The organism is Bacillus sp. 1780r2a1 (assembly GCA_024134725.1).
Taxonomy (GTDB): domain Bacteria; phylum Bacillota; class Bacilli; order Bacillales; family Bacillaceae_H; genus Priestia; species Priestia aryabhattai_A.
The window spans coordinates 2,667,585-2,680,323 of record CP099863.1 but is presented as its reverse complement, the minus strand read 5'-3'; the positions used below and the strand labels follow the sequence as shown (position 1 = coordinate 2,680,323).

The following is a 12,739-nucleotide window of genomic DNA, read 5'->3' as shown; positions in this document are numbered from 1 at the left end:
ATGTGAGGTGTTTATCTGTGTATGTGCGCTTATTGTGAATGAGTTCTAGTGGTGGAAATAAGCCGAGTTAGGTACAGTAGCGAATAGTTGTAAGTTTTATGAATTGTATTGCTGTGTAATTTCTGTAAGTTCATTAGCGGTATACACTCGCATATTATCAACTTTTACATTTTAATGATGAAGTTACAGTTAACTGTAACTTATTTTTTTACTATCTCTACTAACTGTAATCAACAGATAATATGTAAAAAATGTAATTTTAGTTATAGTGTTCCTTTGGAATTATTGGTAAAATATACATGATTACTGGGAGGTGAAGGTGTTGGCAAAGCAGATTCACAGCGGGCGCTATACGGTAGATTCAAGCGAAAATATGGTTGTGTTTATTATCGGTATGAGAATTAATAAACTATTTTCTTTCTCAAAATGGCTTCCTGTATTTATGGCCATGCCGCCTATGATTAAAGAACTTTATCAAAACAAAGAGCTTGGTTTTTTACATACGGAAATATCTTTTTCATGGAAAACCATTACTTTAATACAATACTGGAAAAGCTTTGAACAACTTGAGTCTTATGCAAAAGGATCTCGTCATTTAAAAGCATGGAAGAAGTTTAATCAGCGAATTGGAAGCGATGGAACAGTTGGAATCTATCATGAAACGTATAAAGTCGAAGAAAATGCATATGAGTCCATTTATGCAAACATGCCGCTGTTTGGGCTTGCAAAAGCAAAAGGACACAGACCTGTAAATCGAGGGTTAGAGTCTGCGAGAGAAAGATTGACGAAAGAGCAGTTATAATTTCATTGCTAGTTACACTTTCAAAGTACTAATAGTGCTCAAACGTTTTTGTAGAAAAATAGAAAAAAGTAATGAAACGTTCAAGGTTGAAGCGAAAGGTGAAGAGGTTAAAAGTAGCTGGTAGCTGCTTTTTTAGCGAGGAGAGAAATATGAATAACAAGTTAGTACGTGGCACGCTCTTTTTAACAGCTGCTACGCTTATCTCAAAAATCTTAGGGTTTGTTTATATTATTCCATTTATGAACTTGGTCGGAGATGAAGGATACGCTCTTTACAAATATGCGTATGGGCCTTATGGTCTTATGATTAGCTTGTCGACAATGGGTCTCCCGCTAGCCGTTTCTAAATATGTGTCAAAATATAATGAGCTAGGAAACTATCGGGCAAGTCAAGATTTATTAAGGTTTGGCTTATTTTTAATGATGGTGACTGGGTTTATAGCATGCGCAACTTTATATGCTTTAGCTCCAACTCTAGCTCATTTCGTCGTTGGAAGGCAAGACGGAAGTGGAAATAGTATGGATGACGTAATTTACGTAATTCGAATGGTCAGCTTTGCTCTTCTCATTATTCCAGCAATGAGCTTGCTACGAGGATATTTTCAAGGTAATCAATCAATGGGACCTTCGGCTTTGAGTACGGTAATTGAGCAGGTCGTTCGCGTTGTATTTATTGTATGTGGAGCGTATGCTGTGTTAACGATGTTTAATGGTAGTATAACGAGCGCGGTTGGAGTGGCGACATTTGGCGCAGCAGTAGGAGGGGGCGCAGGTCTTCTTGTATTAGTTATTGTGTATCAAAAGCGCAAGCATTTTATTTACAAACAAGTACAGAACAGCCAAGAAAATAAAAGCATTTCCATTGCTTCAATGTTAAAAGAGCTATTAAGTTATAGCATTCCATTTGTGATTGTTGGATTAGCCATTCCTATCTATCAAAATATTGATACGTTTACAGTTAATGCATTGTTTCAGTCAATCGGCTATACCCAGGAAAAAGCTGAAACAATCAACGCAGTTATTGGCCTTGCGCAAATTTTGGTAATGATTCCAGTCTCACTAGCAACTGCTTTTGGGATGTCGCTGCTACCAAGCATTACGACTTCTTATACAAAAGGCGCCGAAAATGAAGTTAAGCAGAAAATCACGCAGGTTCTGCAGCTCTTTTTCTTTTTGACGTTTCCGGCTGCGGTTGGTTTATCGCTGTTAGCAAAACCTATTTATCGAATGATTTTTCCATCAGGCAGCAGCTATGAGCTGGGAGGTTTTGTTCTCCAATGGTACGCACCCATGGCCATTTTATTTGGTTTATTCACTATTACAGCAGCTATTTTACAAGGGGTTAACCAGCAGAAAAAAGTAATTGTTGGTCTACTAACTGGTATTATACTGAAGTTCATTCTAAATATTGCACTGCTTTCATCTTTTAAAGAACTTGCACCAATTTTGGCTACGTACATAGGGTACGGTGTATCCGTTTTATATAATTTTCACCTTATTAAAAAAGCTCTGTCGTATCGTATTATACCTGAGCTTGCCAAAGTGAAAATATCCATTATGCACGTTGCATTAATGGGAATCGTTGTGTTTATCATGAACAAATTGTTAACGGTTCAGTTAACAGGCGTTGTGCAGGATCACATGGTTTCTGTTCTTACCGCTACTCTTTCAACGATAGCAGGAGCATGTATTTACGCGGGATGCAGTTTTAGTAACAAGCAAATACGAGAGCTATTTAAAAAGCCAAGGAGAAAAGCATCATGATGCTTTTCTCCTTGGTTCTTTATCTATAAATATATTTATAGATAAAGATATATTTTCTAATTTGTATTATCGGAAATCAGGTCGTACAATATGACTTGTAGTACAAAACAATACAAGCTTTTAGGAGGAACTTAATATGTCAAAACATATTTTAATGGTTGTAACAACAGCAGATAAAATGAACGATGATCATAAAACAGGACTATGGCTTTCAGAGTTTGGTGAAGCATATCTTGAATTTACAAAGAAGGGATACAACGTAACAGTAGCAAGTCCTTTAGGTGGAAAAGCACCGGTTGATGACCGAAGCCTTGAAGGGGATGTTCCACAAGAAATGCTTGATACGGCTATTCATTTAGAAAATACGGTAAAACTAGATAGTATTGCGGATGTATCAATATTTGATGCGATTTTCTTACCTGGTGGACACGGTACAATGTTTGATCTTCCAGACAATGAAAAGTTGCAGGCTGTTATTCGTGAACTTTATGAAGATAACAAAATTGTGGCAGCGGTCTGTCACGGACCAGCTGGTTTAGTTGGAGTGACACTGTCAGATGGTACACCGCTAGTAGCAGGGAAATCAGTTACAGCATTTACAGATGAAGAAGAAAGAGAAACAACGCTTGACCAGTTTATGCCGTTTCTTTTAGAAACACGTCTTCGTGAACTAGGTGCTAACTTTGTAGGAGCAGCGAACTGGACAAACCATCTTCAAGTAGAAGGAAACTTGATTACAGGTCAAAATCCACAATCAACAATTAGCGTAGCGAAAGAAGTAATTAAACAATTAGCATAAATAAAACCTCCTATAGAAGTACAAGCTTTTATAGGGGGAATCTCTGAATAGGAGTGATCAGCAATGAAAGCATTATTATTACATGAGCCAAACACATGGCGTGAAATGAAAATTGAAGAAATGGCAAAGCCTGTAGCGAAAAAGGGAGAAGTTGTTGTAAAAGTAGAAGCAGCAAGTTTAAATCCAGTTGATTATAAAACGGCTACAAACGGCAACCCTAGCTGGGTTTATCCACATATTTTAGGGTTAGACGTAGCCGGTACGATAGAAGAAGTTGGAGAAGGAATTACGGAATGGAAAAAAGGTGACCGTGTTGTGTATCACGGTGATTTCAATAAAAAAGGTGGATATGCAGAGTACGGTGTAACAACGGCTCATACGATTTCTCGTATTCCAGATTCTATTACTTTTGTAGAAGCAGCAGCACTTCCAACAGCTGGTTATACAGCCTACCAAGCATTATTTCGCAAACTTCCAATGAATGCGATTGATACAATTTTAATTCATGGAGGTGCTGGTGGTGTTGGTGGTTTTGGAATTCAATTAGCAAAAGCAGCAGGGAAAACCGTCATTTCAACAGCTTCTGCTCATAATCACGAGTACGTAAAATCACTAGGAGCAGATTATGTAATTGATTACCGAGAAGAAGACGTGAAAGCACGAGTGATGGAAATCACAAACGAACGAGGCGTAGATGCCGTGTTAGACACGGTAAGTCGTGATAACGCAACTGCTTCTTTAGATTTAATTGCTTACAATGGACATATTGCCCATATTGCTGGAGCACCTGACTATACGAAAGTGAAGCCTTTTACGAAAGTCATTTCGTTCCATGAAGTAGCGCTGAACGCTATTCATCATAACCATGATGAAATTGCCGAACGTGACTTGGCAAAAATGGGTGACGAATTTTTACAGTTAGTACAAGAGAAAAAAGTATCTCCGCTCGTTGAAAGAGTGATTTCGTTAAGTGAAGTACCACAAGCTCTAGCGGAGCTGTCAGAGCGCCATGTAAAAGGAAAAATTGTCGTTGATATGAACAAATAAAAGGAGAGAAACAATGGAAAATTTTCAATATCATAATCCCACAAAATTAATTTTTGGAAAAGACCAATTAGCGGCTTTACCAGCAGAAGTGAAAGCTTATGGCAACCGTGTTTTACTACTATATGGTGGTGGAAGCATTAAGCGCAGCGGTTTATACGATAAAGTGCAAGAGCTTTTAAATGAAGCAGATGTACAGGTGGTTGAATTAGGTGGAGTGGAGCCGAACCCACGTCTAACAACGGTTGAAAAAGGGATTCAGCTTGTTCGTCAACATGAAGTAGACCTTATTTTAGCAGTTGGTGGAGGTAGTGTTATCGACTGTGCAAAAGCGATCGCTGCTGGGTCCCATTATGAAGGTAGTGCTTGGGATATTGTCATGAAAAAAGCTGTTCCGACATCTGCTGTACCTATTGGAACCATTCTAACATTAGCTGCAACGGGCTCTGAAATGAACGGTGGAGCAGTTATCACCAACTGGGAAACAAATGAAAAGCGTTCGTTTGGATCAATTCATACTTATCCGAAGTTTAGCATTTTAGATCCACAGCTTACGTATACTGTACCTCAAGATCAAACGGTATATGGAATCGTGGATATTATGTCTCATGTATTTGAGCAATATTTTCATGCTTCTCAAAATGCGCCTCTTCAAGAGCGTATCGGTGAGTCAATCCTTCGCACAATGATTGAAACCGCTCCGAAACTTATGAAAAATCTAGAAAGCTATGAGCACCGTGAAGTTATGCTCCTTAACGGAACTTTTGCGCTAAACGGCACGCTTTCAATGGGGGTAAAAACTGATTGGGCTACGCATATGATTGAGCACGCAGTGTCTGCTGTCTATGATATTCCCCACGGCGGAGGTCTTGCTATTTTATTCCCTAACTGGATGGAATTTGTTGCTAGTCAAAATCCAGCCAAAGTAGCACAGCTTGGAGAACGAGTGTTTGATATTAATCGTGAAGGAAAAGAAGATTCACAAGTTGCAAGTGAAACCATTGCTGCTTTACGTACCTTCTGGACTTCAATTGGAGCACCTTCTAAGTTAGCTGACTACAATATCGATGATGAAAAGCTAGATTTAATGGCAGATCGTTCAATGGTTCGCGGTGAAACATTAGGAAGCTATGTTCCCCTTCGTAAAGAAGACGTAAAAGATATCTTACGTCGCTCTTTGTAAGGAAGGAATTTATTCAATGGAACCAGTTATTATCCATGCAAAGTTAAAAGCCAAAAAGGGCTATGAAGAAGAATTGCAAAAAGCTGTTGCTCATGTTGTTCAACCTTCTAAGCAAGAAGAAGGCTGCATTCTTTATGCTGCTCACTCGTCTAAAGAGGAAAAGGGCACAGTTATTTTCTATGAGCGTTGGGCTTCAGAAAAAGCTTTTCAGCTTCATATTAACTCCTCTCATTATCAACAATACCGAGAAGCTATTCGAGACATTATTGAGTTGAGAGAAGTACACCAACTCCGGTTATTTTAAATGAAAGCATCGCTTCTGAAAGGAGCGGTGCTTTGTTTATGTGTATAAGAAAGGATATGTATACTATGGAATCTTGTCATCAAATTCGTATGGGGGCTCCATCTGAGTTTTTTGTTAAAAGAGCGTTAAATTACCTTTGTCAGGCGAACTGTCGCTATGATATTCAATTTGGTCTTACCTATCCACTGCTAGAGGAACTTGTAGAAGGTAATCTTGATGCCGTGTTGGCGACAAAGAAATATGAAGTAGATGGTGTAAACTACTTAAAAATTGAGGAAGAGAAGTTCGTGATTGTAGCACCGAATAGTTTTGAAGCAATTCCGGCAAGTAATAGAAAAGCGTGGCTGGAGCAACAGAACTGGATTAGTTATGGTAGAGAACTTCCTATTATTCGACGAATTTGGAAGCAACATTTTAATGAAAGAGCAGAAATGGAACCTTTTCACGTTATTCCTGACTTAAGAGGAATTCTAAAAGGCATAGAAGCGGGTATGGGAATGAGTGTCTTGCCGACATATTTGATTGAGCAATCCGTTGCTGAAAAAAAGTGCCAAGTTCTTTTCTTAGACCTAGCTGTTACAAATCAAATTTACTTAGCTTACCGAAATGCAGAGGTTGTGAAGCCAATTGTCCAAGCTTGCGACGAAAAAGTAGCACTTTTGGTATACTAAAGATAAGTTTATAAGCTCGGAGGATAGAACATGATTGATTTTGAATGGTACCGCAGTTTTATTAGCATATATAAACATCGTTCAGTATCCGCTGCTGCTAGAGCACGTATTTTGACACAGCCTGCGATGAGTCAGCATTTGTCTGCATTAGAAGCGGAAGTAGGAGAACCTCTTTTTATTCGAGCACCACGTAAAATGATTCCAACAGATAAAGGAAAAGAACTTTATACCAAAATTGTTCCCTTGATTGAAAGTCTTGAGACAGCGTCTCTAGAACTTCGGCATGAGTCTTCCTCGTTAGCGCCGGTTATGCGAATTGGGTCACCTGTTGAATATTTTACAAAAGGATCTCTTCCCAAAATTAAAGATTTGAATCTGCGCTTTACCGTTCAGTTTGGAGTCGCACAGATTCTATTAGAAAAGCTTGAGCGAGACGAAGTAGATTTCATTATTACAACTCAAAAGCTTCAGCAGGCTGGAATTGATTGTGTGAAAATTGAAGAGGAAACGTTTGTGGTTGCTGCTCCCGCTCAGCTTGAAGAGCCAAGCTTACAACAGGATGAACTAGAAGTATGGTTGAAAAAACAAACGTGGCTCACATATGGCTTGGAGCTTCCGATTATTAGAAGATACTGGCGCGAGCATTTTAAAAAGCGTCCGGATATTCAGCCTTCTCACGTTATTCCAGATTTAAGAGCCATATTAGAAGCAATTGAGCAAGGTATGGGTATAAGTATCCTACCAACATATTTAATTCAAGATTCAATTGCACAAAACCGCTCTAAAGTATTGTTTTCAACGATGTGCGTATCGAATACAATTTATGCAGCTTATAAATCGGATCATAAAAGCCATCCAGCGTTTCAAGAGACACTTTTGAAGCTGCAAAAATAGCATGAAGCCCCGTGTTGGCTTCATGCTATTTTTATAGTAGGGCTTGCTTTTTAGATGAAACTATAGTTTAATTACACCTATACAAATTAATCGTTAGGTAGCTAATGATTCTGAAAATTAAAGGTAAGGTGCGAATGGATAAGAAAAATAAATATAAACATCGAATAGAAGAAGTAGATCGCTTAAAGATTTTATCTGAAAGTCTAGGAAAAGACGTTGATTTACACGCAGTAGCGGTTGCTACAAACCTCTACCGAGCAGCTCAATCTTTACGTATTGTAATGGAACGGGACGTACTCTCAGCTCATAAGCTATCGTGGACTGCATTTTCATTATTATATGATGTGTGGGTATGGGGTCCGATGGAAACAAAAGAATTAGCTGCTTCTTCAGGCGTTACGACGGCCACAATTAGTACTATTACGAATACATTAGAGCGCAAAGGCCTATGTGAGCGCAGTGCTGATCCAAGAGATCGACGGCGTGTTAGCATTAGCTTAACAAAGAAAGGTGAACAAGTAATCAAAGAGCTGTATCCAAAATTTCATCAAGGTGAAAAGAAGCTTGTTTATTCAATGGAAGTAAGTGAGCAAGAACGGCTAGCTGAGCAGCTTCGCTATATAATTCAAAATATTAATAACGTATAGGCATTGAGAGGATCTTAGTAGCTTTTATCTCCCTATTTTCAGAGAGCCAGTGGACGGTGTGAACTGGTATATAGATAAAAGTGAATTACATTCCTTGAGCTTTCTTTGTGTAGAAGCAAAGAACGGTGAAGAGCCGTTAAAAAATGAAGTGGAAGAGAGGGAACTCTCTTCAACAAGGGTGGTAACGCGTGTAAGAACCACGTCCCTTATTTAGGGGCGTGGTTTTTATTATTTTAAGGAGGAAGTAAAATGGAAAACTTTTTAGCGCAAGCAACAGAGAATCAAAAAGAAGAGATTGAAAGGCAGTACAAATTATATAGTGTTGGGACTCAGGAAATTATCCCTGCCGATGAGCTGAAACAAAAAGTAGCAAAGTCAATTGTAACAGGTGTACCGCTAAAAATTAAGCTGGGATTAGATCCTTCAGCACCCGATGTTCACTTAGGGCATACAGTCGTATTAAATAAGCTTCGTCAATTTCAAGAAAATGGGCATGTTATTCAGCTTTTAATTGGTGATTTCACAGGTAAAATTGGTGACCCAACCGGCAAGTCTATTGCGAGAAAACAATTAACCGATGAGGAAGTCAAACATAATGCGAAAACGTATTTTGAACAATTTGGAAAAGTGCTAGATATGAACAAAGTAGAACTTCACTATAATTCCTCTTGGCTATCAAAGCTTAATTTTGAAGATGTCATTAATTTGGCAGGGAAAATTACCGTATCACGCTTATTAGAGCGAGATGACTTTGAAAAGCGTTTAGGAGAAGGAAAGCCAGTTTCTCTTCACGAATTCTTCTACCCACTTATGCAGGGATACGATTCTGTAGAACTAGAATGTGACATTGAGCTTGGTGGAACCGATCAGCACTTTAATATTTTAATGGGACGTCACTTTCAAGAGAAGTATGGAAAAGAAAAGCAAGTGGCCATGCTTATGCCTTTATTAGAAGGGTTAGATGGAATAGAGAAGATGTCTAAATCTAAACAGAACTATATTGGTATCGATGAAGAACCTTGGAATATGTACGGAAAAGCAATGTCAATTCCAGATGAGCTCATGATAAAGTATTACAAACTTGCTACGGATGTCCCTTTAGAAGAGATTGAGGAAATGGAACGAGGTTTAACAATAAACACGAAACATCCTAGAGATGTAAAGATGCAGCTGGGGAAAACGATTGTGCGAATGTACCATGGTGAAAAAGCTGCACAAGAAGCTGAGAATCATTTCAAAACGGTCTTTCAAAAAGGAGCTTTACCTGATGATATTCCGGTGGTGAACTGGAGAGGTTCAGAACAACTTCCCATTATTGAACTATTGGTTGAACTAGGACTTCAAACCTCTAAAAGTGAAGCGCGTCGAATGATAAAAAATGGTGGAGTAAAACTAAATCAAAAAAAAGTGATAGATGAAAATTTACAAGTAGCAATAGAAAATGACTTGATTGTCCAAGTAGGCAAAAGAAAATTTGTTCAGCTTAAAAAATAATGGAAAAAGCTCTCATAATAGAGAGCTTTTTTTATGGACTACATATTATGATTAAAAATGTAAATAGTAGTAGTATCAAAAAAGTAAAGATAGAGAGAAAAGTGTCCAATTTAGAAGCCATGCTATTTAGTAGAGCTTTTGCAGGAGTTACTCAGAATTTACATAAAAAAATAATCGAAAATTTTTTATTTATCCTGATAAAGTATAGGGGGCAACATACATGACAAGTCATATACCACTTAGTTCAAGCGAACTAGCAACACTATGGATGACATATCAACAAAAAACAATGTCTCAGCGGCTACTGGAACATTTTATTGAGCATGCAGAAGACGAAGGCGCCAAAGAAATTTTAACATCTACCCATAATAAAATTGTTCACTATATAGGAAGAATAAAGCAAATTTTCGAACAAGAAGGAGCGGTTGTACCCGTTGGATTTACAGAGCAAGACGTGAATCCAGGGGTGCCAAAACTTTACGATCATCTATTTGACATTATGTTTTTACGCTTATTAAAGCAAATGAGCATGGGATTGCATACACTTCATTTAAGCATGGCACAACGTGATGATGTCGTATCTCTATATCAAGAGCTAACAGGATTTACGCAAGGTGTATATAGCCAATGTGTAGATTATTTACAAAAAAAAGGTGTTCTAGTGAGACCACCTGTGGTATCCATGCCAAAAGAAGTAAAGTTTGCTAAAGGTACGGGGTATATGAATGGCATAAAACTGTTTTCTGAAAAGCGAGCGCTTAATACGGTGGAAGTAGCGCATATTCATTATGCAGTCGACACAAATATTTTAGGTATGCAAATGATAACAGGCTTTGCACAAGTGGCGAATGAGCCTGAAGTACGTAAATACTTTATTAAAGGAAAAGAATTATCAAAGAAAATTGTAGCTAACTATACGCAGCTACTTCTCGCTAGTGATATTCAAGCTGCATCAACGTGGGCTGGTAAAGCGACAAATTCTCAAATAGCACCATTTTCAGATAAACTCATGATGTACTGTACAAGTATTTTCTGCAGCTTCGGATTGGGAAGCAATGCACTAGGAACTGCATTTAGCTTACGAAATGATCTTCCACTATCTTTGATTGATACGGCGAAAGATATCTTAACCTATGGTCAAGATGGCGGAAAAATCATGGCGAAAAATGGTTGGATGGAAGAACCACCCCAGATGGAAGATCGAATCGATTTAACAAAATAAAAAAAGTAAAAAAAGTGAAAGACAATCGTTTGTACATGGTAGAAATTACCCTTCATTTCAGTTATTATAAAAGGAAAATGAGTTGTTAGATAATTAGGTGGCTAACCGTAATAGGGTAGGGGAAATCAATGTTAAAAGAAACGGTAAAAGAGTATATTAAAGAAGAACTAAAAGGTTGTTCTGGACAAGAAGTAGAGCTTTATGAAGAGGAGAAGATTTTTGCAATGAAAAATGAATTAATTCCAGAAGGCGTCACAATCTCTTCCAAAAGTGATCACACTCGATTTGCGGACGCGTACGTGGAGAGAGTAGACAAAGAGTCTGAAAATTTATTATCTGAAGAAGCTGCTAGTACATTCTTAAAAGAGTCAATTCAATATGTGAAAACCCATCCAAAAGAGTTTATTTATATTGAATGTCAATCATTTGATGTGATTCGTGTTGAAGGGGTTTCTGTAGAGCTTGATGATGTGTTTCGTACCTATAAAGTGCTTTTCGGACTGCGCCAGCCAAAAAAAGTAGGTTCTCATATTAAAGCATTTTTAACAAATGAGTTAGCAGAAGGACAAAATAGCTTCCAAGCACTATTTAATGATAAAGACGGCATGTGGGACATTAATATTGATATTGAATCAATGACGGGGTTTGATGAAAGCCTTTCTCTACATGATACATTCGAGTTAATTTATCACGTATTGTTTGAATTAGTACAATATATTGAGGAACAAAAATAAAAAATGAGAAAAGCGCCTTTTAATTAATGATATATCCAAACTATCTTGAGTTAACTACTTTTGATGGTTTGGATATTTTTTGTTGGTTCGAAAAACCATTAAACAAACTGGGGGGGAAGGGAGTAGCTTTAGCACAATGAAACGAGATTGTCCCAACAAACTAACTACTATAAAAAAGTATAATGAGTTATCTTTGGGAAGGAATTAGTTCGTGATATTCCAGCCTCAGTTTTCTATTGAAGAGCTGTTCTACCAGCCGTTCTTTTAAACAAGTTTGATAAAAAAGCTGGATTAATAACAAGGAAGAGATAACTGAATGATTTCAGAGCATGGCTTCTTATGTGGACTGTATCGTTAAAAATGAAGTCTTTATTTACATGGGATAAAAATTAAATCTACTTCTTTGTGGGAAAAAATTCAAAAAATATTCGTTTGTCCAAGCTTTTTTGGCCCTTCACCATATGATAATAATAAACTAAATAAAGTAAGGTGAAGGAAGTTGAACTTAGAGGAACTCAAAGGTTCTTATCACGTTGTTTTAAGTTTGGGAAGTGCGTGTAACCCTGCTTCAAAACTGAAAGAGTATAATCTCCGCACATTTTCTGGACCGCTGGATTGGAAAGTTACTCTGTTTCTGTCAGATGTAAACCGATTATTAAAGAATCGATTTCAAGGGTTTATGGAATTAAGAAATATGATGCTTTTAGATGATACGGACTTTTTCTTTAACGAAGAAGAAGCTGAAAAGGAAGAAAATGCTAATGAAAGTAAGTTAGTTAGATCTTATTTTGTAAAAGATACGCTGTATAACGTGATTTCCGTACATGATTTCCCTATTGTTCAACAGCAGCATTGGCATGCCACATATCCAGCATTTAGAAGAAAGTTAGTGTTTCGCATACGTCGCTTTTTACACGCAATCAAAAAGAGTCCATCCATTTTGTTTGTTCGCTGGGCTGGGTCATATGAAGAAGCCGCTGAATTACAAGAGACAGTTAAAACGATGACACGAGGTAAGTTTTCTATTCTTTTACTGTGTCCAGAAGATGGGTTTCAGGGAGTGGAAGAGTTAAATTGGGATTTAAAGCACGTTTGTGCACTAAAAGTACCGAATATTCCGTTTGATGATGACACGTGGCGATACGTACTGAGCGGTATTACATTAGCAAAGCAATAGTGTAC

General features: G+C 37.7%; 13 protein-coding genes and 1 other annotated feature. All 13 genes read left to right on the top strand.

The genetic code is table 11. The features are described 5' to 3' along the window. The first annotated feature begins 322 nt into the window (after window positions 1-322). The 13 genes from NIZ91_13480 (at window position 323) to NIZ91_13420 (ending at window position 12,734) form a co-directional block, all read left to right on the top strand. A complete protein-coding gene (locus NIZ91_13480) occupies window positions 323-802 on the top strand; it encodes a DUF4188 domain-containing protein (protein USY53764.1) in 480 nt (159 codons plus the stop codon). A gap of 149 nt (window positions 803-951) precedes the next feature. Continuing rightward, entirely contained in the window at window positions 952-2,565 is a 1,614-nt protein-coding gene (locus NIZ91_13475; protein USY53763.1) for a polysaccharide biosynthesis protein, read from the top strand. A gap of 136 nt (window positions 2,566-2,701) precedes the next feature. Continuing rightward, window positions 2,702-3,364 (top strand): type 1 glutamine amidotransferase domain-containing protein, encoded by a 663-nt coding sequence (locus NIZ91_13470; protein USY53762.1) that lies wholly within the window; start codon window positions 2,702-2,704, stop codon window positions 3,362-3,364. Window positions 3,365-3,427: 63 nt separating this feature from the next. Continuing rightward, on the top strand, window positions 3,428-4,411 hold the full coding sequence (locus NIZ91_13465) for a zinc-binding dehydrogenase (GenBank protein ID USY53761.1): 984 nt from the start codon (window positions 3,428-3,430) through the stop codon (window positions 4,409-4,411). A 13-nt stretch (window positions 4,412-4,424) separates the two neighbouring features. Beyond that, window positions 4,425-5,591 carry an iron-containing alcohol dehydrogenase gene (locus NIZ91_13460; GenBank protein ID USY53760.1) on the top strand — a complete coding sequence of 389 codons (1,167 nt, stop codon included), beginning with the start codon at window positions 4,425-4,427 and terminating at the stop codon, window positions 5,589-5,591. Between the two features lie 16 nt (window positions 5,592-5,607). Next, window positions 5,608-5,895 carry an antibiotic biosynthesis monooxygenase gene (locus NIZ91_13455; protein USY53759.1) on the top strand — a complete coding sequence of 96 codons (288 nt, stop codon included), beginning with the start codon at window positions 5,608-5,610 and terminating at the stop codon, window positions 5,893-5,895. A gap of 65 nt (window positions 5,896-5,960) precedes the next feature. After that, entirely contained in the window at window positions 5,961-6,566 is a 606-nt protein-coding gene (locus NIZ91_13450) for a substrate-binding domain-containing protein (protein USY53758.1), read from the top strand. A gap of 30 nt (window positions 6,567-6,596) precedes the next feature. Further along, window positions 6,597-7,460: a LysR family transcriptional regulator gene (locus NIZ91_13445; GenBank protein USY53757.1), complete on the top strand. Its 864-nt coding sequence runs from the start codon at window positions 6,597-6,599 to the stop codon at window positions 7,458-7,460. Window positions 7,461-7,594: 134 nt separating this feature from the next. Next, window positions 7,595-8,107, top strand: coding sequence for a MarR family transcriptional regulator (locus NIZ91_13440; protein ID USY53756.1), 513 nt, complete (start codon window positions 7,595-7,597; stop codon window positions 8,105-8,107). Continuing rightward, window positions 8,102-8,317 (top strand) — a binding site (T-box leader). It overlaps the preceding gene by 6 nt. Window positions 8,318-8,356: 39 nt before the next feature. Next, window positions 8,357-9,601, top strand: a complete 1,245-nt coding sequence (gene tyrS, locus NIZ91_13435) for a tyrosine--tRNA ligase (GenBank protein USY53755.1) — start codon at window positions 8,357-8,359, stop codon at window positions 9,599-9,601. A 220-nt stretch (window positions 9,602-9,821) separates the two neighbouring features. Then, window positions 9,822-10,823 carry a DUF3231 family protein gene (locus NIZ91_13430; GenBank protein USY53754.1) on the top strand — a complete coding sequence of 334 codons (1,002 nt, stop codon included), beginning with the start codon at window positions 9,822-9,824 and terminating at the stop codon, window positions 10,821-10,823. Window positions 10,824-10,951: 128 nt separating this feature from the next. Further along, entirely contained in the window at window positions 10,952-11,557 is a 606-nt protein-coding gene (locus NIZ91_13425) for a hypothetical protein (protein USY53753.1), read from the top strand. Window positions 11,558-12,056: 499 nt separating this feature from the next. Next, on the top strand, window positions 12,057-12,734 hold the full coding sequence (locus NIZ91_13420) for a papain-like cysteine peptidase (GenBank protein ID USY53752.1): 678 nt from the start codon (window positions 12,057-12,059) through the stop codon (window positions 12,732-12,734). Window positions 12,735-12,739 lie beyond the last annotated feature (5 nt).

Bases quoted from the DNA above. Each gene is read 5' to 3' on its own strand.
- NIZ91_13475 (USY53763.1), top strand. From the start codon at position 952: ATGAATAACAAGTTAGTACGTGGCACGCTCTTTTTAACAGCTGCTACG.
- NIZ91_13470 (USY53762.1), top strand. From the start codon at position 2,702: ATGTCAAAACATATTTTAATGGTTGTAACAACAGCAGATAAAATGAAC.
- NIZ91_13465 (USY53761.1), top strand. From the start codon at position 3,428: ATGAAAGCATTATTATTACATGAGCCAAACACATGGCGTGAAATGAAA.
- NIZ91_13460 (USY53760.1), top strand. From the start codon at position 4,425: ATGGAAAATTTTCAATATCATAATCCCACAAAATTAATTTTTGGAAAA.
- NIZ91_13455 (USY53759.1), top strand. From the start codon at position 5,608: ATGGAACCAGTTATTATCCATGCAAAGTTAAAAGCCAAAAAGGGCTAT.
- NIZ91_13450 (USY53758.1), top strand. From the start codon at position 5,961: ATGGAATCTTGTCATCAAATTCGTATGGGGGCTCCATCTGAGTTTTTT.
- NIZ91_13445 (USY53757.1), top strand. From the start codon at position 6,597: ATGATTGATTTTGAATGGTACCGCAGTTTTATTAGCATATATAAACAT.
- NIZ91_13440 (USY53756.1), top strand. From the start codon at position 7,595: ATGGATAAGAAAAATAAATATAAACATCGAATAGAAGAAGTAGATCGC.
- tyrS (USY53755.1), top strand. From the start codon at position 8,357: ATGGAAAACTTTTTAGCGCAAGCAACAGAGAATCAAAAAGAAGAGATT.
- NIZ91_13430 (USY53754.1), top strand. From the start codon at position 9,822: ATGACAAGTCATATACCACTTAGTTCAAGCGAACTAGCAACACTATGG.
- NIZ91_13425 (USY53753.1), top strand. From the start codon at position 10,952: ATGTTAAAAGAAACGGTAAAAGAGTATATTAAAGAAGAACTAAAAGGT.